Source organism: Cohnella rhizoplanae (assembly GCF_948329515.1).
Lineage (GTDB): Bacteria > Bacillota > Bacilli > Paenibacillales > Paenibacillaceae > Cohnella > Cohnella rhizoplanae.
Genome location: NZ_CAOJCN010000011.1, coordinates 26,997 through 47,833, shown reverse-complemented (window position 1 = coordinate 47,833; position 20,837 = coordinate 26,997). Strand labels below are relative to the sequence as shown.

Below are 20,837 nucleotides of genomic sequence, written 5' to 3'. Positions count from 1 at the left end.
AAGTGCATAGCGAAAAAAAATTACGCTATTCGCCCCGCACCGGGCGCTTTCAAGCACATAGAGGAATAAACTTCCGCTATTCGCCCCGCACTGGGCGCTTTCAAGCACATAGCGGAATATACTTCCGCTATGCGCCCCGCGCCGGGCGCTTTCAAGCACATAGCGGAATAAACTTCCGCTATTCGCCCCGCGCCGGGCGCTTTCAGGCACTAGCGGAATAAACTTCCGCTATTCGCCCAAACTCCCGCTATTCGCCCGCACCGGCACCAACAAGCGCCATAGCGGAATAATTCCCGCTACAGCCCCGCCCCCAAGCACTCGCCCACTCATGCGCTTCATCCTAAACCCGCAGGCAAGCTCCGTCCATTGCCGAAAGTTAACGCCGCCTCAATGCCCCGCGCGCGGACGGCCGCGCATGCGGGCCAGCACCTGCTCGATGTCCTCGGGATGCAGCAGCTCGATCGGGGACATGCCCTTCTCGAACTGCAAGCCGTCCGCCTCGATCAGCAGCACGTATTTGCCGTTCATGCGGGCGATATGGATGGCATCGCCGTAATCGCTCATCTTGGCCCGGACGGAGATGTCGTCGGCCTTGAACTTCAGCTCCAGGTCCGGCTGATACTCGACGATATGGGCGGTCGCGCCCATCACGTCTTCGTGCGTCCACTTCTCCTGCAGCTGCCGCTTGTCGCCGGCCGCCCACATCTCGAACTCGCGTGCCTCCTGCGCCCAGCCGCCGCTGCCGCGCGCGGCCCGCGACACGCCCCCGCCGCCTTGGCCTCCGCCCTGCTGGCCACCACCGCCGAACCCGCCGCCATGTCCGCCTCCGCCGTAGCCGCCCGAGCCCTGCCCGGCGTCGTCGTAGCCCGCCGCGCCGTAGCCCATGTCCGCCGCCGAGGGATCGCGCTCGCGGATCGCCTCATACGCGCCGTACCCTCCGGCGGCATCCGGGCCGGCGCCGTAATCCGCGGGCAATCCGGCATCCGGCCCGGCCGCCAAGCCCGCCAACGCTCCCGCGCCGCCGTCCGCCGCATAGCCGCTCTCGCCGTCCGCGCCGTCTCCCGACCACTTGCGCTCCATATATTCCTGCACCAGGCCCATGACCTGATCGTTCACGATCTCCGGCTTCGACTTCTCGTACGAGACGTACTTCAGGAAGTCCTCGAAGTACCGCGCGTGCGACGCCTGATGGATCTTGAGCTCGTTCGGCTCGAGCATCCCCTCCTCCGGCATGTGGGGATACTGGATCGACTTGATGTTGCGCGCGCTGATCGCCATGTCGACCTTCGAGATCAGGCTGCGCTCGTCCGAGATGCGGGCGATCTTCGACTCGAAGTCGCACTTCAGCACGAACACGAACGGCTCGTCGAACAGCTCGTTGATCTTGGCCGCCGCCACGATAAACGCGCCGCCCCGCACCGCGCTCGTGTCCATGTAGCTCCGCAGGATGTCGTCGCACGCATAGTGGAACTGCTCCTTGGTCGTCGCCACGCGCAGCCGCTGGAACAGATTGTAGTTCGGATTGCTCTCGGGCTCCTGCCCCGGCTCGATAATAAAGCGGCCGATCTTGGTCGGCGCCGCCGAGGTATCCGGGTTTACGTCGGCCTTGCGCTTGCCGATCCGCGTGAACTCCTCGTCGAGAAACGACTTGATCTCGCTGTCCTCGTAATCGTAGTGGTCCAGCGTCTTATAGTGCTTGTACCGCTTGTTCGTGTCCGTCTCCTTAGGGCTCTCCGACTGGATAACGAAGAAAGACAGGTATTGTATAGAGAATCTCATATGATTTAGTCTCCCTGCTTAGCTCAGATCTGCACTGCCCGGCATCTCGCCGTTATTAGCCAAGTTTACCGATCGCGGCTCCGGATTGTCCAGCCCGTCCCGCGGATCGCGGCGGCGCCGCTGACATACAGTCGTCAACATGGATCTTGTAACATGGAATAAAACCCCCGAGGAGGCACGGCCATGCCAGAAAAAATCGAGTATAAGAAGCATGAGAAGCAGCTGTATCTGCCCAAAGGCGAGCCGGCCGTCATCGACGTGCCCGCCATGTCCTTCGCCGCGATCGACGGCGAGGGCGATCCGAACAGACCCGCGTTCGCGCAGGAGACGGAGGCGCTGTACGCCGTGAGCTACGCCGTCAAAATGTCCTACAAGGGCAGCGACGCGCCGGAAGGCTACTACGATTATACGGTTTATCCGCTCGAAGGCATATGGAGCCTGGTCGACATCGCGAAGCCCTCGACGGACAAGGACAACTTCAAATATACGCTGATGATCCGCCAGCCCCGGTTCCTGACGCCCGAGGGATTCCGCCACTTCGCGGACAAGGCCGCGGCCAAGAAGGCGAATCCGCTGATCGGGAATGTGGCCTTCGTCGCCATGAAGGAAGGTCTAAGTTGTCAGATGATGCATACGGGCAGCTACGACGACGAGCCGGCGAGCTTCGCCAGGATGGAGGCATATTGCGAGGCTGCGGGCTATGCGCGCACGTCCCTTACGCACCGAGAGATCTACCTGTCGGACCCGCGCAGGACGGCGCCGGAGAAGCTGAAGACGGTCCTCCGGTTCTCGGTGGCCAAGCTATAGTCCGGGCAGTTATGGCGAATCGTCCGGATGAGGGCCCTCACGTGGAAGACATTCCGGTAGGCCCGCGGCGTCAGGCCCTCCCGGTCGCGGAAGCACGACGTGAAGCAGGCGGCCTGCCGGAAGCCCGTCTCGCGGGCGATCTGCAGGACCGGCAGGTCCGTCTGGAGCAGCAGCCGCTTGGCTTGTTCCAGCCTGTAGCGAGCTGACTTTTTGCTATGTAGCCAGTGTAAGCATTCCTGCGCCGAACCCGCAAGCGCGGCGACCCGGACGCCGGCTACAGATCGATGTTGCACTCGCATACCGGCGCCGGTCATAGCGGAAATTAGATCCGCTATCGCGCCTCAACACCTCATACAAGCGCCCATACCGGCAGCCGCTTTGCGCGCCGATAAGGTTGTCACGCTCCGCTGCTGCGTATGCCTCGATTGCCCCCGGCATTAGCTGCCGCGATTGGGGCATAATGGTACGGTTGCCCAATGAGCATAGAAGGAGGTTATAGCCGCCATGCATCAACGCAATCGCAAGCCGGCCGCCGGCACAAGCCGCGCCGGATCCCGATTGGCCTTTATCGTCTTGGCCGCGCTGCTGGCCGTCGCCGCTTGGACGGGCCCGGCGATTCGCGCCGCGCACGCGGCCGCCCCCGCGGATACGACTTATCACAAGTGGAGCCTCATCGCGATCGAGGAGACCAAGCAGAAGTACCCGAAGGCGGCGCTGGTCGATTATCTGCATATCGGCAGGACGCAGCTTGGCGGCGGCCTCAGCGAGGAGCGCTTCAAGCTCTGGCTCCGCGAAGACCGGCGGGAGTTCGGCGTATACGTGAACGTCCGTTTCCGCGACGCGGAGAATCGGCTGATCTCGGTCGCCATGAGGGAGACCGGCGTTTGAGCCGAGACAGCTAATCCCCGGACTTCCCGACTATGCAAGTAGTCCCGATTTTTGCCGAAATGTGACATGGACGGTTTGATTCTGCGCTCTGGCGTTTAATAATGGAGTAATCCAAGCCAGTTTGGACCGAAAGACCCGGCTAGCCCGTACAAGGGCTAATCGGTCAACATGATGCCTACATCGAGCCGCGCCGATTCATAAACGGCGCAATTGCCGCCTGCGGGAGACGAACCCTACACACAGCACACACCCGCATAGCCGTCCTGCCCGGGGGCAGGCTCCGGCCCGACACCCAGCCGTTCGTCTTCGCTGCGCCGGCAGCCGCGACGATGTGCCCGGCGGCCAAGCCGCCTACGCGCCAAGGCCGCCGGCCGCATTCCCGTCGCAAACCCAAACAAGCGCCCACCGCTACGAAGCGGTGGGCGCTTGTTTTCTAATGAAGACGACTACTCCAGCACGACCTCATCCACGTATACGGTCATCGAAGCCGCGCCTGCCGGGGCGTAGATCTGCAGGCCGATCGTCTTGATCGCCGTCTTGTCGATACCGCCCGCATTCAGATCGAGCGCGATCCACTGGTACGCGTCGGTCAGCGTCGCCTCGCCGGCGTCCGCCCAGCTCCAATTGCCGTGCTTGATGAACAGCTTGCCCGTGGCCGTACCGGCAGCGAGCCTGACCTTAGCCTTGAGCACGGCGCCATTGCTCAGATCCTTGTCGGAGACGGCGCCGAGCTCGAGATGCTTGGCCGCGTCGCCGCTCGCGGGGAAGTCCGTCGCCAGGACCGTCAAGCCGCCGTCCGTCGTCTGCCGGACGTTGGTCGCGCCCAGCGAATTTTCCGCGTCGTTCAACGCCCAGCCCTGGAGGCCACCGTCGAAGCCGTACAGCGTGCCCGTCGGCAGGCCGCCGCCCGCGCTGCCGCTGGGCACCGTGCCGGCCGCAGGATCCTGGATCGCCCGAATGTCGTCGAAGTACATCGACGACGTCAGCTTGGTGCCGTCCGGCTTCGCGTTCGTATAGATGGAAAAGGCGTTGACCTTGGCCAGGTTCAGCTTCGTGAGCGTGCCCGTCGCGCCGTTGGCCGGCTTGAAGGCGCTGAACGGCGCCGTCACGAACTGCGCTTCCTCCGTCGTCGTGTCCGGGTAATACTCGTACGTCTTGCCGTCCGCGTTGATCTGCATGACCAGCTTCTGGCCCTTGCCGTCCGGCTTGTACCAGAACTGCAGCGCGTTGTAGCCCGACCAGTCCACGCCGCCTAACGCCTTGGTGATACCCGCGTAGCCGCTGTTGCCCAGCGTGTAGGTGTACTTCAGCCCGTAGCTGCCGCCGTGCTTGCTGCCCGCGTCGAGCGCGGCCGCGGTATCGTCGCCGCCGGCATGGACGATCTTCGCGCCGAGCGCTTCATTGCTGCCGAGATAGCCCTCGAAGTCGTCGACCGACGCCGGATCGGCGGCGGCATCCTGATACGTGCTGTAGAGGCGGATATTGTCTACGTACACCGGGTACGCGCCGCCGTCGTTGTTTAGGCCGCTGCCGACGAGCGACAGCGCCAGATCGTCCGCCGCCGCGAGCGCCTCTTCGTCCGTCAGATCGATCGCGGCCGCATAATGAACGTACGGCTCGCCGTCGATCTCGACCTGATCCAGCTTGTCGAAGGCGACCTGCGTCGTATCCATGCCGTACTTGGTCTCCCAGTCGGGCGGCAGCATGACGACGCTGCGCAACGTAGCCGCGCCGCTCTTCGCGCCTGCCGCGACCGGCACCCATGCCTCGTACTTGATGCGCTTCACGCCGGAGAGCGTATCCGCGCCCGCGACGGCCTTGGCATTTTTAAGCTCCAGCTTGAGCTCCTGCCAATCCTGCGTATACGTCGTGCTAGTGACGCTGAGCTTGAGCTTGCCGTCGCCGTTCAGAACGGCGTGGGAGAGACCCTCGATGTCGGCTTGCCAGCCGCCGTTGCTCTGAACGCCATCGATTCCGTTGTTGAACGTATACGCGCCGATCAGCACCTCGGGAATCTTTACGAATACGGTGTTGGCCTGCTCCTGCAGTACCTTGCCGTCCGCGTCGTACGCCTTAACGGTGACCGTCGCGGATTTGCCGTTCTGACCGGCCGTCGGCGACCAGTCCGCGACGTAGAAGCCCGTGGCGGCGTCGAGCGTCAGCGCATGCTCGGAGGCGTCGGCGTCGGTCGTATAGACGACGCGGGCCGGCGTCTCGTTCAGGATGCGGGCACGGATCTGCGTCGCGTTCGTCTTCACCGTGCTCTGGTCGGTCGGCGAAGCGATGTGCATGAACGGCCGCTCGCTCTCCGTCGCCACGCTGCGGTCGTAGGCATGCGATACTTCCTTGTTAAACAGCGAGTAGGGCTCCTGGAAATACTTGACGAAGTCGGGCAGCATCTGATGCGCCGGCTGTCCTTCGCCCGTAGGATACGGCACGTAGGCCGTAGGCCCGAAGTTCGCCCAAGTGAGCATGTAGGCCATCTTCCTCGCGTCCGGATCGGACTGCAGCGTCTCCGAGAGCTTCGTGTAAAATTCCGGCGTCGTATTGCCGCTCGCCTTCATCTGCTGATAGCCGAATTCGGTCAACGCCGCGACCTTGTCATGGCTGTCCGCGACGCGCGATACGAGCGCCGCCTCGGTCTTGACGCCGTCGAACCAGGTCTGGCCTTCGCCGTTGTAGTAGCTGTCGAAGCCGAGGATGTCGACGTAGTCGTCGCCCGGGTACGTCTCCATGTACCGCTCCTCGCTCGTGCCGAAGCCGCCGCCCGGCGAGTACGCGTACAAGAAGTTGCTCACGCCCTTGATGTCCCGGAGATACTCGACCGTGTAGCGATAGATCTCGCGGTATTCGTCCTTGGTCGTGAACGCGGCGCCCCACCAGAACCAGCTGCCGCTCTGCTCGTGGAACGGACGGTAGATGACCGGAATCGGGTTGCCGTCGCCGTCCTTCAGGCGATTGGCGAAGTCCGCGATGTTGTCGAGGAACGCGTTGTACTCGGCATGCTTGTCGCCGCCCGGGAGAATATGCGAGACGACGTTGCCCTTGAGGTCGTAGAAGTCGCCGCCCGTCACGAAGTTCGGCAGGTGCGAGCTGAGCGTCAGCACGCCACCGTAATCGTAAGCCTTGCGCATGACGTCGATCAGGTTGTCGCGGCTCTGCTCGAAGCTGCCGGATACGCCGGGCTTCTCTTTGCCTTCGAGCGTGAGCGTGTCCCAGCCGAACATCGCCGGGTATTCGCCTACAACGTTGTAAGCGTCGGATTCGGTGCCGTCCCGCTTGCCGATGGACAAGCCTTCGGTCGTCGCATGCTGCTGGCCGAACAGGATGCCGGTGCCGCGGATCTCGTTCAGATAAACGAACAGGGACTTGGTCGCGGCGGATGCTTCGGGATCGACGAGGTCGACCGTAACCGCCGGACTGCCCGGCGCCGGCGCCACCGGCGCATTCGTCGGGGGGACCGCCGCGGACGACGCGGCGACGCCGTTCGCGATGCGGAAGGTGCCGGCTTCGACCGCCTTCCCGTCTACGGTGACGCCCTTGGCTTCGATGACCGCGGCGCCTACGTTGCCTTTGCCGGCGATCGTCGTGCCGTCCGCTCCCGTATTCACGCGCAGCGCTCCGATCGACGCTCCCTCGGCCAACTCCAACGCTACCGGACCTTCGAATGTCGCATTTTCCACCTGAACGCCCTGGCCCAGCTCGAGCTTCGAGCCGCTCTCCACCGCGATGCGCGCGATCCGCGTCGCTCCGGTCGCCTGCACGCGAACCTGGCCCTCCTTGCGGTCTACGACGACCTCGCCCAGCGTCGCATCGTTCAAAATGATCGTGTTCGGACCTCCGCCCGCGATGAACGTCTTGCCTTTAACCGTGACGCCGTCCAGCTTCACCTCGCCGTCCCCGATGCCGGCGGTTAAGTACAGATTGCCGTTCACGACGGCGTTCTTAAGCGTCACGCCGTCATGATTGACGACGACGTTGCCCGCGATCTCCCCGGGGTCCACGCTGCCCGCCGCGGCGTAGTAGCCGGTCACGAGCTTGTTGATCAGCGTCACGACCTCGGCGCGCGTGATCCCGCTCTCCGGACGGAACGTCCCGTCCGGGTAGCCGCTGAGCAGGCCGGACAGCGCATCCACGGCGGCTTGGGCGTACGCCCGGATCTGCGCGCCGTCGCTGAAGACCGGCGCCTTGGAAGCGCCATCGGACGCTGCGATCGAAAAGACTCTGGCCAGCAGCGTCACCGCGTCCTGGCGGCTGATCGCATCGGACGCATGCGCTTGGTTGCCCGGGAAGCCCTCGTAATATCCGGCCTGACGCGCGATCGACAGCGCGTCCGCATACCAGCTCGCGTCCCGAACGTCGGAGAACGCGTCGTTCGACTTGGCGTAGAACCCGAATACGCGGTTCAGGATTGTCACGAATTCGGCGCGCGTGATTCGCTGGTTCGGGTGGAACGTATCGTCCGGATAGCCGCCGATCACGCCGCTCGCCGCCCACTTGGCGATGCTATCCTTCGCCCAGTGCTGCAGCGTGTCCGACAAAGCCGGTCCCGCAGCTTGAGCGGATGCCGCCGACGGCGTTGCGGCCGCGGACGGCCCGGCCGCCGATACCGGCAGGGGCGATGCGATACCGGTCAGCACGGCGGATGCCGCGAGCGCCGTCGTCAGCGCGCCGGATATGATTTTTCTAGATGCCTTCATTCCTGAGTACCTCCTTCATCGTTGTGAGCATAAGAGTAATAAAAATTAGCACTAACAGTTACATAACATTAATCAAACCTTGCTTTTAACTGGATACGTGTCAGATTATAAAGCGCTTTCTATTTATAAAACAGGTGTCAAATTTGTTTTTATATAACGATCTTTCTTTAATTATCTAACAAATTATAATAATAAACAAATATTAGGATGATTTATTGTCGAAAGAGTAATATGCAGGTTAGGCCACGCCTATGCGGCGCGATAGCGGATCTTTTTCCGCTATCCGCTGAGAATGCCGGCTATGTGGCGCGATAGCGGATCTTTTTTCCGCTATCCGCCGAGAATGCCGGCTATGCGACGCGATAGCGGATCTTTTTTCCGCTATGCGCCGAGAATGCCGGCTATGCGGCGCGATAGCGGATCGTTTTTCCGCTATACGCCGAGGGTGCCGGCTATGCGGCGCGATAGCGGATCTTTTTTCCGCTATGCGCCGAGAATGCCGGCTATGCGGCGCGATAGCGGATCTTTTTTCCGCTATACGCCGAGGGTGCCGGCTGCGGCGCGCGATAGCGGATCTTTTTTCCGCTATGCGCAGAGAATGCCGGCTTCGACGCGCAATAGCGGATCTTTTTTCCGCTATGCGACAAAAATAAGCCTCCCGCTGCAGTCTTCGCTGTGTCGGGAGGCTTAACCTTGCTATACGGTTCAGAAGAACGCCGGCAGATAAGGACGGTTCTTCTCGAGCATCTCGCTCAGCAGCGTCTTGGCCACGCCGACGGAGGGCACCAGCGGATGGGACGCCATCGCCTGAAGCGCGAGGTCCCGGTCGCCCTCGACAGCGGCGCGGATCGTCAGCCGCTCATAGGTCTTCACGGCATGTATGAGCCCCTTCGCCTGCTCGGGCACCCGGGTCACCGGGAGGGCAATCGGCCCCTGCCCCGTCACGACGCAGTTCACCTCGATACAGGCGTCCGCCGGGAGAAAATCGAGCGTGCTTCCGTTCGGCACGTTTAACGTCTGGATATCGCGCTTGTCGCCGTAGAGGGACTCCATCAGGTTGACCGCGGCCTCGGAATAATAGGCGCCGCCGCGCTTCTCCAGCTGCTTGGGCTTCTCCTGCAGCTCCGGATCTTTATACAGCTCGAACAGCTCGTCTTCGACTTTCTTCACGACCTCGGCGCGCGTGCCGCCGCTCTTGAGCGACGCGAGCTGCTCCGCCAGCATGACGTCCGTCATGTAGAAGTACTTGAGATAGTACGAGGGCAGTCCGCCCAGCGACCGGAGGAAGTCCGGGTCCCATTCGCTCGGAGGCACGTTCTTGCCCGCATATTCCTCGCGCTTGTCCAGCAGCTCCGGGAGCCGGTCCACGCCCTCGACCTCGACGCGCGTGACCCAGTGCAGATGGTTAAGACCGACGAATTCGGTATAAATGCGGGAAGGCGTCGTATCGTATTTGGCGCTGAGCCACTTCGTGAGGCCGATCGGCGCGTTGCACAAGCCGATGCTGCGCACCTTGGAGTAGCGGCGGATCGCCTCGGTCACCATACCGGCTGGGTTGGTGAAATTAAGCAGCCAGGCATTCGGCGCCAGCTCCTCGATATCGCGGCAGATGTCGAGCAGCGCGGGGATCGTGCGCAGCGCCTTCATCATGCCGCCGGGACCGGTCGTCTCCTGGCCGATGACGCCGTGCATATTCGGGATGTGCTCGTCCCACTTGCGGGCCTCGAGCAAGCCCACGCGCATCTGCGTCGAAACGAAGTCCGCGCCTTCGATCGCCTCGCGCCGGTTCAGCGTCAGGCGCACCGCGATCGGCAGGCCCGATTTCTCGACCATACGCCTGGCGAGCGCACCGACGATCTCCAGCTTGTGCCGCCCCGCCTCGATGTCGACGAGCCACAGCTCCCGGATGGGGAGCGTGTCGTACCTGTTGATGAAGCCTTCGACGATCTCGGGCGTATACGAGGATCCGCCGCCGATGACGGCGACCTTCAGTCCTTGGTCCATGCTTGTCACCCTCCTGGTATCTAAGTCAGATCGCGTCGAACTCTGCCGCGTCCTTCAACGTCTCGCGCGCCGGCTCCGGCAGCGGGCCGTCCGCCTCGAACGCCATCCATAGCGCGCCCACGACCGGCTCGACCGCCAGCTTCGCAACCGACGCGGCCGGCGCCGCCGCAGCGACGGCCCGGCGGATCTCCGAATGCACGAAGTCCCCCTTCCCGCGCGTCAGAATGCTGCCGGCCAGGACCACGTCGAACGTCTCGTCGGCCATGCCGAGCCTGCGGATGATGGCCGAAGCCTGCTTGCCCAGCTCCTCGCCCTGCCGCCGCAGGATCGCCCGCGCCGCCGCGTCCCCGCCCTCGGCCGCCTCGAATAGCAGCTTCGCCAGGCTCAGCGGCGGCTGCCGGTCGCGGTCCAGGCAGTCGTGGAACATCTCCTCGACGCCGGCATAGCCCATCTCCTCCAGCACAAGCGGCGTGAGCGCCGTCTCCTCCTCGCGGCCGTCCCAGGCGCGGATGACCGTGCGGAAGGCCTCCACGGCCAGCGCCGCGCCTCCACCGAAGTCGCCCGTCGCGTAGGTGAATCCGCCGACCTGCAGGCTCTCGCCGGCGGGATTGCGGCCCGCGCCGTTGGTGCCGCTGCCGCAGATGAGCACGACGCCGTACGGCCTGCTCGTGCCGGCCCGCATCGCGATGATCGTGTCGCAGTGAATGTCGTGTCTCGCGAAGCCCAGCTCCGCGATCATCGGCCGCAGGATCCGATAGTCCGCTTCGCGGTCCGCGCCGGCCAGTCCGAAGCAGGCATACGCGACCTGCTCCCGCGAGATTCCCGCCGCCGCAAGCGCCATGTCCGTCGCCTCGCGGACACTGCGCCTCGCGGTTTCCCGGTCGATCTGATGATTGCCGTTGCCGCTGCGCCCTTTTCCGACGACCCGGCCCCGCTCGTCCGCGACGAGCGCGTAGGTCTTGCTCCCCCCGCCGTCCACGCCCAGATAATACTTCATTGCGTCCGCCCCTCTCTCTATCCGTTAACGTTGCCGCCGGGGGCCGCCGTCGAGTCTCTGACGATCAGCTCCGGGTCGATCTGTATCTTGACGTGCCGCCGGGATTCGCCGCCGATCGCCGAGAGCAGCAGCTCCACGCCCCGGTGGGCGATCTTGTCGGCCGGCTGGCGGACCGTCGTCAGCGCAGGGCGCATCGCCGTTGCGAGGAACTGGTCGTCGAACCCGACGACCGACAGGTCCCGCGGCACGCGAAGGCCCGCGTTCTTGCAGGCGTCGACGACGCCGAGCGCGATATGGTCGTCCGCGGCGAACACGGCGCCCGGCAGCTTCCCGGCCGCGATCCAGGCGGACGCGATCCGGTAGCCCGTCTCGATGTCGAACGCGCCGGGCTCGATGGCCCAAGGCGCAAGTCCGGCCTCGCCGAGCGCCTGCAGGAATCCCCGCTCCCGGTCCTGGCTGCTGAGATACGCTCCCGGTCCGGCGATATGCGCGATCTCGCGGTGCCCGAGACCGATCAGGTGCCGGGCGGCCTCGTAACCGCCCTTGAAGTTGTTCACGACGACCGACGGCGCCGAAGGGGAAGGCTGCTGGTTATCCAGCAGGATATATGGAATCCGCTTCCGCAGCAGCTCCAGCTCGTAGCCGTCCTCCTGCATCGGGGACAGCACGATGACGCCGTCCACGCGATCTTCCTCGAAGATCAGCCTGCCTGCGCCTCCGCCCGCGCCCGTCTCGACGGACAGCGCGAGGAAGTAGCCCTGCTCGGCCAGCCGATCGCTGATCTCCTTGACGACCGCATCGAAAAAAGAATCCTGCAGCGTCGCCAGCGTCAGGCCGATGACGCCTGTACGCCCTCTGGCCAGGCTGCGCGCTGCGGCGCTCGGATGGTAGCCAAGTTCCCGCATCGCCCGGAGGACCTTCTCACGGTTGCCCGGCCTCACCGACGGCGCGTTGTTGATGACGCGGGATACGGTGACCACGGACAAGCCCGATTTTTTTGCCACGTCAAAAATGCTGATTTTCATGCCCGCGCGCTCCTTCATCCTCGGCGGCATCTCCGAAAGTTTAACCGCTTTAACTTTTCCAGAACCATTCTACCCGACATCGCGTATTCGAATCAACCCCGGATGTTTAAGCGCTTAAATCTTTTAGCATGCACAGCTCGCATATATTTGCGCCTGCGCGTTGCAGGATTATGACGCGAAGCAAAGAATTTTATAATGTTGTCTCTACGTCTTCCGCGCAGCATCTTCAGATCGACGACATCAAGTCCAGTCCCCACTACATTAGGAGGCTTCCCGCCTTGTCCATAAAGCTTAAGCTCACGTTATTCCTGTCCATACTCGTCGCCGCGATCCTCATGCTGAATCTGTCGATTACCTACTTTTGGTCCAAGTCGGGCATGCAGGAGGACGTGACCGGCCGCATGGAGATCATCTCCAAGCAGATCGGCGAGTCGATCAAGTCTTACGAGGACGCGCTCGGCCGGCTCGAGAGGGCCCAGGAGGAAAAGCTGCTCGCCGCGTCCATCGCGATCCAGAGCTCGCTCGATCCCGACATCGACAACGTCACCAACGAAGAGCTCGTCGCGCTGACCGAGAAGCTGCAGCTCGAAGGCATATCGCTGTGGATCAAGACCCCGAACGACATCGTCGTCAAAAAGTCTTCGGAGCCCGGCGAGATCAATCTCGGCTCCAACACGATGGATTATTGGTACAGGGCGTTCCAGCAATTGTTCGCCCGGGTTCCCGTGAACGTCGGCTTCGGCCGGGCGATGCCGAACTTCTGGTCCGGCCCGTTCAACTTCGCCACCTCGGATCCCGATCTGATCTTGAAGTGGGGCGACTATTACGACGGCACGACGAACTATATGATCAACCCCTTCATGCGGGGGGACGTCTTCGTCAACTTCAAGGATTCGATCGGCACGGAGAAGCTGATCAAGCAGTTGCTGCACGACAATCCCGATATCGTCGAGATTACCGGCATCGATCCCGCCTTCTTCGGCAAGGCGCCCATCATCAAGATCAAGAAGGGCAAGCCCGTCTACAATCTGGACGTCCGGGATATCGTGTTCGGCACCTATTCTTACAAGGACGACGCCGACGTCGAGTACGTGAATACGGCCATCACGACGGGGAAGACCGTCACGGCGACCAGCAATTCCGGCGGCAAAAGCCTGCTGAAGAACTACATCCCCATTCACGGGGACAGAGACTATATCGTCACCGTGAGCTTCGACCGCTCGGCGATCAGCGGCGAGTTGAACCGTCAATTGCTGCTCAACGTCGTCATCGGGCTCGTCCTGCTCGGCGCCACCGTCCTGACCAGCTACTGGCTCTCCGGCCTGATGATCCGTCCCGTGCAGCAGATTCTGCATAAGGTCAACGCGGTCGCCGAAGGCAGCTTCGACGAACCGCTCCCCGTCGTCAGCAACGACGAGCTGGGGCTGCTCTCGGATCGCGTCAATACGATGGCGAGCAATCTCAGCACCTATACCAACCGGCTGAGAGACACGGCCGAGGAGCTGCGGAGCACCAAGCAGTATCTGGAGTCGTTCGTGCATCACAGCTCGGACGCCATCCACGTCGCCGATCCGGGCGGGAATCTAATGCAGCTGAATGCCGCATTCGAAAAAATGTACGGCTGGAGCGCCGCCGAGGCGCTGGGCCGCAGCCTGCCCGAGGTGCCGACGGAGCATCGGGCGGAGTTCGACCGCATCCTGCGCAAGGTCGTGAAGGGCGGCGCCGTCGCGGACTATGAGACGACCCGCTATCGCAAGGACGGCTCCCAGATCGACGTCAGCATTACGATCTCCCCGGTGCGCAACGAGCGCGGGGAGGTCGTCGGCATCGCCTCGATCTCGCGCAACATTACCGAGCGCAAGCATACCGAAGAGATGCTGCGCCGCTCGGAGAAGCTGTCGATGGTCGGCCAGCTCGCCGCGGGCGTGGCGCACGAGATTCGCAACCCGCTCACGACGCTGCGCGGCTTCGTGCAGCTCCAGCAGCAGTCGGGAAGCATCTCGCCGGTCCACCTGGATACGATGCTGTCCGAGCTGGACCGCATCAACTTCATCGTGGGCGAGTTCCTCGTGCTGTCCAAGCCCCAAGCCGTCCGCTATCAGCTCGTCGACATCCGGTCCATCATGCGGGAGACCGTATCGCTCCTCGAAGCGCAGGCGATCATGAACAACGTGCAGCTCGAGCTGCGCCAGGCTCAAGATCTGCCCCTGCTGAACGGCGAGCCCAACCAGCTCAAGCAGGTTTTCCTCAACGTGCTCAAGAACGGGATGGAGGCGATGCCGGACGGCGGCACCGTGCGCATCGGCATCGCGACGGAGCCGGACGACGCCTCGGAATCGGATGCGGCAAAGGGCGGTTCCGGGATGCTCGAGGCCGCGGCGACGCGGGAACCGCCGGAGGACGGGGAGCTCGAGGATGACCGTAACGGCGAATACGAACGGTCGAGACAGTCGGAAAAAGGAAGCATCCTCATCGTCATCGAGGACGAGGGCTTCGGCATCTCGGAGAACGAGCTGAAGCATCTGGGCGAACCGTTTTACTCCAACAAAGCTTCGGGGCACGGCCTGGGTCTCATGGTCAGCCAGCAGATTATCGCGGGTCACAGAGGCTCCATCCGGTACAAGAGCGCGCTCGGCCGAGGCACGCGCGTCGAGATTCGACTCCCGCTCTAGCGCGCCGCATACGCCCGTTCACTACAGGCAAAGAAGCAGCTCTCTCCCCCCGAGAATGCTGCTTCTTTGCTTATCGCATTTTATTTCCTTACAGCAATTGAATATTTCTTTCCTTGCACTCCCTCAAAATATCCTCGTTCCATACCGAAGCCTGCACTTCCCCGATATGCGCTTTTTTCAAAATGAACATGCACAATCTGGATTGCCCGATTCCCCCTCCGATGGAGAAAGGCAGGGATTCATCCAGAATCGATCGATGAAACGCAAGCGACGTCCGATCCTCGGCACCCGATTGTTTGAGCTGTTCCAGGAGACTGTTCTTATCCACGCGAATCCCCATAGAAGAGACTTCAAAGGCCCGCTCGAGAACGGGGTACCACAGTATAATATCCCCGTTCAGATTCCAGTCGTCATAATCCGGAGCCCGGCCGTCGTGCTTCTCTCCCGAGAGCAGGCGGCTTCCGATTTTCATGATAAACACGGCACCGTATTGTTTGGCTATACGGTCCTCTCTTTCCTTCGGCGGAAGCTCGGGATATAGGTTTTCCAGTTCCTGCGAGGTTATAAAGTGAATGTTCTCGGGCAGTACGGGCTCGAGCTCAGGATAGGCTTGATGAATGATGGCTTCGGTGGACTTGATCGCCTTGTAAATGCTGCGCGCCTCGTCTTTTAATTTCTGCAAGGTACGCTGATCGTACGCAATGACCTTTTCCCAATCCCATTGATCTACATAGATCGAATGCAAGTTATCCTGCTTCTCGTCTCTTCTTATCGCATTCATATTGGCGTACAGGCCTTCATCCTGCTTAAAGCCGAATCTCGCGAGCGCCATGCGTTTCCACTTCGCCAACGATTGAACGATCTCAAGCTGGGCATCGTCCGCGTCCAACGCATCGAACGTGACGATCCGTTCAACGCCGTTCAAATCATCGTTGATGCCGTTCCCGTTTTTTACGATCAGAGGCGCAGATACTTCCATCAGATGAAGGGACTCGCTCAGCTCGCGTTTGAACACGGCCTTCACCGCTTTGATCGCTTTCTCGGTTTCAATTAAATTCAACTTCGTCTCGTAACTGCTTGGGATAACGCCTGTCGTCATAAAAATGTTGTCCTCCAATTAAACGTGAATGTAGGCACCGGCCCCGTTGTTGCCCCTGTATCTTATGAGCCTACGTTCAGTTAGTTACCCCATTGGAGCGAGCGTTCTTAATTCCAATAAAGCACGAATGCCTTGAACGGCAAAGTAAGCCCCGAATCCGACTAGAGAGGCACCTGAAAGGATCGAAATCCCGCGAAGGAATCGCTCGTTTAAATACCGCCTCAACCCTGTCGTGAGCAAAGCCACGCAAATATCCCACATCGCCAGTCCCAGAAAGATCATGCTGCTGTAGATGAGCAGATGGCCCGTTCCAAAGGCGGAAGCCGTTTTGGCCAGGATAGAGCCGTAGATCCCGATCCAGAACAGAATGGATAACGGACTGGTAAGCGACATTGTAAATCCGACCATGAAGCTGCGCATCAAAGACTCTTTTTTTCGCATCTGTCCATGAAGTTTGATATCCAATTTATGCGACGTGAAAATTCCTTCCACGCCCGAGTAAATAAGCACGAATGCGCCGAAAAGCCATAGAAAGGTTTGGAATACGGGTATTTTCAAAAACTCTACCAGCCCCAAATAAATAAGCAGCATAAAGATGCCGTCCGCGATCATGGACCCGACGCCGACGATCCATGCGTGCCAGAAACCGTTCTTGATTCCCTTGTCCAATCTTGCGGAGTTCACGGGACCGATCGGCGCGGCTAAAGTTAAACCCAAAATTAAGTAACTGATTAACATTTGGATACTCAAGGTGTAAGCTCACTCCCTTGCTACAGCTTGTTTATATAACCGGGGCATTCATATCGTATGATCGAAAATGGGCTTGTACGACGTATAGGAAATAAAAATTGCGGCACCGGGGCCCGATCGCGACGACGTTATGCGACGCCGCCGCGCAACGCGCGCCTCGGGAACCGGGTTATTACGTTATTTTCTCGCGCATCCTTACTGACAGACTGCTGTCAGAGAGCATGCGTTATTATTGGGATATAAACGAGGCCGAGAGAGCCTCGGCGGGAGGAACGATTCGCATGGATGCCCATCCGACGGACCCTACAACCATTCAAACCGGCCGCTCGCGGTCGACGGCCGCCCCCCTGCTCGGCCGACGCGCGCTCAATCGTGCGCTGCTTGCGAGGCAGATGCTGCTAAGACGCCAGCCCGCGAGCGCGCTGGAGGCGATCGAGCGTCTGTGCGGCCTGCAGGCGCAGGCGCCCGGCGCGCCCTACTACGCCCTGTGGTCGCGGCTCGACCGCTTCGATCCGGCGGCGCTCGGCGAGCTTCTCGTCGGCCGCCGGGCGGTGCGCATCGCCTTGATGCGGGCGACGCTGCACCTCGTCTCGGCCCGGGATGCCCTGGCGCTGCGGCCGCTGCTCCAGCCCGTGCAGGAGCGTGGCCTGGCCGGCGCCTTCGGCAAGCGGCTCGCCGGCGCGGATGCCGACGCGATCGCGGCCTTGGGGCGCGAATGGACGGCCGAGCGGCCGCTGAGCTTCGCCGAGCTGGGCGCGCGCCTGGCCGAGCGCTGGCCGGATCGCGATCCCGAGGCGCTCGCCGCCGCGGTCCGCGCCCGCGTGCCGCTCGCGCAAGTGCCTCCCCGCGGCCTATGGGGCCTGAGCGGGCAGGCCTTGCACGCGCCTCTCGATGCCTGGACCGGCCTGCCGGAGGAGCCGGGCTGCACGGCAGAGGCGCTCGTCGTGCGCTACCTGGCCGCCTTCGGCCCTGCCTCGGTCAAGGACATGCAGGCCTGGTCCGGCCTCACCAAGCTGCAGGACGCCGTCCGGCGGCTCGGCCCCGCTCTCGTCCGCTTCCGCGACGAGCGGGGCGCCGAGCTGTTCGACTTGCCCGACGCGCCCCGTCCCGATGCGGATATGCCATGCCCTGCGCGTTTTCTCGGCGAATTCGATCAGATGCTGCTCGCCTACGCGGACCGGAGCCGTATCTTGTCCGATGCGCACAAGCAGCGGGTCTTCACCGCCAACGGACTCGTGCGACCGGTCTTCCTGCTGGACGGCTTCGTCGCCGGCAAATGGGAGATCCGGCGTCAGCGGGACGACGCGACGCTGGTCGTGGAGCCGTTCGCCCCGCTGTCGGCCGAAGGCCGCGAAGCGCTCGGCGAGGAAGGCGCCCGCCTGCTCGCGTTCGCGGCGGAGGGCTGCCGGCACGAGATCCGGTTTGAAGCTTGAGCGCCTGCGGCCCCATGACGCACTCTTTGCGCCTACATGGTCGCCGGTCCAGCCCATCCGCGCTGCAGGCTCATTTTTTGCGCCTATTAGCGCCTAACCACGGTCCAGGCAACCCGCCCCATTGCTTCCACCCCATCGCCAGTCCCATCGCTCAGCCCCGGAAGAATGCAAAAAAAGCCCCGCCATCATGGCGGAGCCTCGGGGCTTGTTCAATCATGGCAGGGCGCATTCGCGCCCGATCCGGTTTACGGCCAAACGGCCGAATCGTGCAAGCGTGTCTAGAAAGCGCGCTTCCGCGCCTTTTTCGACACCTGGTTGATGACCTCCGAGAACACGAGGCCGACCGCGATCGCGCCCGAGAGCATGAACGCCTTGGCCCCCAGCTGCATGGCCGTCGGATAGTCGTTCTGCACGACGTTCAGCATCGCGTCGTAGGCCATGCCGCCCGGCACGAGCGGGATGATGCCCGAGACGCTGAACACGGTGACCGGCACCTTGAAGCGGATCGCCAGATAGTGCGCGATGAGGCCGATCAGCACCGCAGAGGCCCAGGTCGCGGCGATCGGATCCGCGTCGGCCTTGATCAGGCCGTAGTATACGATCCAGCCGACCATGCCCGCCAGGCCGCAATGGACGAGGCTGCGCTTCGGGATCTGGAAGATAACGCCGAAGCATGCCGTGCCCACGAAGCTCGCGATGGATTGAGATAAGTATTCTGCGATCATGCCGCCCGCGCCCCCCTATGCATTGAACGTCAGCGCGATTCCGATGCCCGCCCCGATGGCGAACGCGGTCAGAAACGCCTCCGCCCCCTTCGAGATGCCCGATACGAGATGCCCCGCCATCAGGTCCCGGACCGCGTTGGTTATGAGCAGCCCGGGCACGAGCGGCATGACCGACGCGATCATGATCGTGCTGTGCTGCTGTCCGACGCCGAGCCGCACCGCCAGATAGGACAGCAGCCCGACGGCAAGCGCCGCGATCAACTCGCCGAACAGCCGGATCGAGCTCAGACGCGTCATCCATCCGAGCAGCCAGAACCCCGTCCCTCCGCACAGCATGGCCGCCGGCATGTCGGACCACGTCCCCTCGTACAAAATGAGGAAGCATCCGCTGGCTAACGCCGCCAATAGGAGCTGGATCCGCAGCGGATAGACGGGCTCGCCGCACTCCACGCCTTTGAGCAGCGCGCGCGCCTCCGCCGGCTGCAGATGTCCGCCCGCGATGCGCCGCGAGATATCGTTCACCTCGGTCACCTTGCTCAGGTTGGTCGACCGCCGCGAGATGCGGACGAGCCGCGTCGCGCTCTCCGTGCCCTCGATCGCGAACATGATGCCGGTCGGCATGACGAAGCTCTGCGGTCCTTCCGCGCCGTAGGCGGTGGCGATCCGCATCATCGTGTCCTCGACGCGGTAGGTCTCGCCGCCGTTTTCCAGCATGATTTTGCCGGCCAGCACGCAGATCTCCACGATCTCCTTGCAGCGTACGCTCGATTGTTCCATCTGCCGAATCCCTCGATCTCCGTCCCCTCGCGACCGGGAGCTCCCCGTGAGGCCCATCGCTTGGAGAATTGGGTACTTGTAAAGTAGTATGGGGTTAGAATAAGATGCAAACGGGGTGAGCGTCAAATGGCAGTCTTACGCATGTCGGGCAATCCGGTCGTGACCGTCGGTCACGTCAAGCCTTCCCGCCCGGATCTGCAGGTGGTCGGCGCCTTCAATGCCGGCGTCGCCGAGCTCGGCGGCGAAGTCATCCTTCTGCTGCGCGTAGCCGAGATGCCGCTGCAGCCCGAGTCCGGCGCCGTGCTGGTGCCGATGCTGGACGAGCAGGGCAAGCGGCTGGAGCTCGTCCGTCTGTCGGCGGACGATCCGAACTACGACTTCGGCGATTCGCGCGTCATTAAGGGGCGCGACGGTTCCTATGCCTATCTGACGTCGATGTCGCACCTTCGCGTCGCCCGCAGCCGGGACGGCGAGCGCTTCGTCGTGGACGAGTCGCCCGCGCTGTTCCCGGAGGGAGAGGCCGAAGCCTGGGGGATCGAGGATCCGCGCATTACGCAGATGGGCGACACCTACTATATTACCTACAGCGCGGTCAGCTCCCGAGGCGTCGGCGTCGGACTCGCGACGACCCGGGACTTCGTCTCCTACGAGCGGCTCGGCATGATCCTGCCGCCGGAGAACAAGGACGCGATGTTTTTCCCCGAGCGCATCGGCGGCAAATATTATATGCTTCATCGTCCCGTGCCGCGGTCGATCGGCGCCCCCGAGATGTGGGTGGCGGAGTCGCCCGACCTGCTGCACTGGGGCGGACACCGCTACCTGATGGGCCTGCGGCCCGGCCACTGGGACGGCGGCCGCATCGGCGGCGGCGCCGTGCCGCTCCGTACCGAGCGCGGCTGGCTCGTGCTCTATCACGGCGCCGACGCGGACAGCCGGTACTGCATGGGCGCCGCGCTGCTGGACCTTGAGGACCCGGGCATCGTGCTGGCCCGCTCGCGCGTGCCGATCCTGGCACCCGAAGCGGATTACGAGGTGAACGGGTTCTTCGGCAAAGTCGTTTTCTCCTGCGGGGTGATCCTGGCGGGCGACACGGTCCGCATGTACTACGGAGCCGCCGACGAAGTCATGGCCCGGGCGGACATTCCGCTCGCGGATATCTGGGCGAGCTTCTGACCGGCCGG

15 protein-coding genes and 1 pseudogene are annotated in these 20,837 nt (G+C 62.6%); 5 read left to right on the top strand and 11 right to left on the bottom strand.

Annotation, left to right across the window (positions count from 1 at the left end; genetic code table 11):
• Positions 1-387: 387 nt before the first annotated feature.
• Together PQG80_RS28965 and PQG80_RS16845 are read right to left on the bottom strand one after the other, a co-directional pair.
• Entirely contained in the window at positions 388-885 is a 498-nt protein-coding gene (locus PQG80_RS28965) for a DUF3900 domain-containing protein (RefSeq protein ID WP_490036334.1), read from the bottom strand.
• 180 nt (positions 886-1,065) lie between these two features.
• A pseudogene (locus tag PQG80_RS16845) lies at positions 1,066-1,779 on the bottom strand (DUF3900 domain-containing protein); the annotation flags it as partial.
• Positions 1,780-1,962: 183 nt separating this feature from the next.
• Here PQG80_RS16845 and PQG80_RS16840 point away from each other — a divergent pair.
• A complete protein-coding gene (locus PQG80_RS16840) occupies positions 1,963-2,586 on the top strand; it encodes a GyrI-like domain-containing protein (protein WP_271752587.1) in 624 nt (207 codons plus the stop codon).
• On the opposite strand, the gene PQG80_RS28860 is transcribed toward PQG80_RS16840, so the two are convergent.
• Positions 2,511-2,879, bottom strand: coding sequence for a helix-turn-helix domain-containing protein (locus PQG80_RS28860; protein ID WP_334219825.1), 369 nt, complete (start codon positions 2,877-2,879; stop codon positions 2,511-2,513). The genes PQG80_RS16840 and PQG80_RS28860 overlap by 76 nt on opposite strands.
• Before the next feature lie 211 nt (positions 2,880-3,090).
• Between PQG80_RS28860 and PQG80_RS16830 the strand changes: the two genes are divergently transcribed.
• Positions 3,091-3,474 carry a DUF3889 domain-containing protein gene (locus PQG80_RS16830; protein ID WP_271752586.1) on the top strand — a complete coding sequence of 128 codons (384 nt, stop codon included), beginning with the start codon at positions 3,091-3,093 and terminating at the stop codon, positions 3,472-3,474.
• A 446-nt stretch (positions 3,475-3,920) separates the two neighbouring features.
• On the opposite strand, the gene PQG80_RS16825 is transcribed toward PQG80_RS16830, so the two are convergent.
• The 4 genes from PQG80_RS16825 to PQG80_RS16810 form a co-directional block, all read right to left on the bottom strand.
• The gene (locus tag PQG80_RS16825; protein WP_271752585.1) at positions 3,921-8,174 is read right to left on the bottom strand and encodes a CIA30 family protein; all 4,254 of its coding nucleotides are present in this window, start codon (positions 8,172-8,174) and stop codon (positions 3,921-3,923) included.
• Between the two features lie 705 nt (positions 8,175-8,879).
• Positions 8,880-10,178, bottom strand: coding sequence for a 6-phospho-beta-glucosidase (locus PQG80_RS16820; protein ID WP_271752584.1), 1,299 nt, complete (start codon positions 10,176-10,178; stop codon positions 8,880-8,882).
• A 25-nt stretch (positions 10,179-10,203) separates the two neighbouring features.
• On the bottom strand, positions 10,204-11,175 hold the full coding sequence (locus PQG80_RS16815) for an N-acetylglucosamine kinase (RefSeq protein WP_271752582.1): 972 nt from the start codon (positions 11,173-11,175) through the stop codon (positions 10,204-10,206).
• 17 nt (positions 11,176-11,192) lie between these two features.
• The gene (locus tag PQG80_RS16810) at positions 11,193-12,200 is read right to left on the bottom strand and encodes a LacI family DNA-binding transcriptional regulator (RefSeq protein WP_271752580.1); all 1,008 of its coding nucleotides are present in this window, start codon (positions 12,198-12,200) and stop codon (positions 11,193-11,195) included.
• Between the two features lie 278 nt (positions 12,201-12,478).
• On the opposite strand from PQG80_RS16810, the gene PQG80_RS16805 reads away from it, so the two are divergent.
• On the top strand, positions 12,479-14,872 hold the full coding sequence (locus PQG80_RS16805; protein ID WP_271752578.1) for a PAS domain S-box protein: 2,394 nt from the start codon (positions 12,479-12,481) through the stop codon (positions 14,870-14,872).
• 88 nt (positions 14,873-14,960) lie between these two features.
• On the opposite strand, the gene asnA is transcribed toward PQG80_RS16805, so the two are convergent.
• Both asnA and PQG80_RS16795 read right to left on the bottom strand, forming a co-directional pair.
• Complete coding sequence (gene asnA, locus PQG80_RS16800; RefSeq protein WP_271752577.1) at positions 14,961-15,971, bottom strand: aspartate--ammonia ligase; 1,011 nt, start codon at positions 15,969-15,971, stop codon at positions 14,961-14,963.
• Between the two features lie 84 nt (positions 15,972-16,055).
• Positions 16,056-16,721 carry a LysE family transporter gene (locus PQG80_RS16795; RefSeq protein WP_271752576.1) on the bottom strand — a complete coding sequence of 222 codons (666 nt, stop codon included), beginning with the start codon at positions 16,719-16,721 and terminating at the stop codon, positions 16,056-16,058.
• A gap of 221 nt (positions 16,722-16,942) precedes the next feature.
• Between PQG80_RS16795 and PQG80_RS16790 the strand changes: the two genes are divergently transcribed.
• On the top strand, positions 16,943-18,154 hold the full coding sequence (locus PQG80_RS16790) for a winged helix DNA-binding domain-containing protein (protein WP_271752575.1): 1,212 nt from the start codon (positions 16,943-16,945) through the stop codon (positions 18,152-18,154).
• Positions 18,155-18,432: 278 nt separating this feature from the next.
• On the opposite strand, the gene PQG80_RS16785 is transcribed toward PQG80_RS16790, so the two are convergent.
• Together PQG80_RS16785 and PQG80_RS16780 are read right to left on the bottom strand one after the other, a co-directional pair.
• A complete protein-coding gene (locus tag PQG80_RS16785) occupies positions 18,433-18,879 on the bottom strand; it encodes a threonine/serine exporter family protein (protein WP_271752574.1) in 447 nt (148 codons plus the stop codon).
• Between the two features lie 15 nt (positions 18,880-18,894).
• Positions 18,895-19,656, bottom strand: coding sequence for a threonine/serine exporter family protein (locus PQG80_RS16780; RefSeq protein ID WP_271752573.1), 762 nt, complete (start codon positions 19,654-19,656; stop codon positions 18,895-18,897).
• A gap of 126 nt (positions 19,657-19,782) precedes the next feature.
• Here PQG80_RS16780 and PQG80_RS16775 point away from each other — a divergent pair, with 126 nt between their 5' ends.
• Positions 19,783-20,829, top strand: a complete 1,047-nt coding sequence (locus PQG80_RS16775; protein ID WP_271752572.1) for a glycoside hydrolase family 130 protein — start codon at positions 19,783-19,785, stop codon at positions 20,827-20,829.
• The last annotated feature ends 8 nt before the right edge of the window (positions 20,830-20,837 follow it).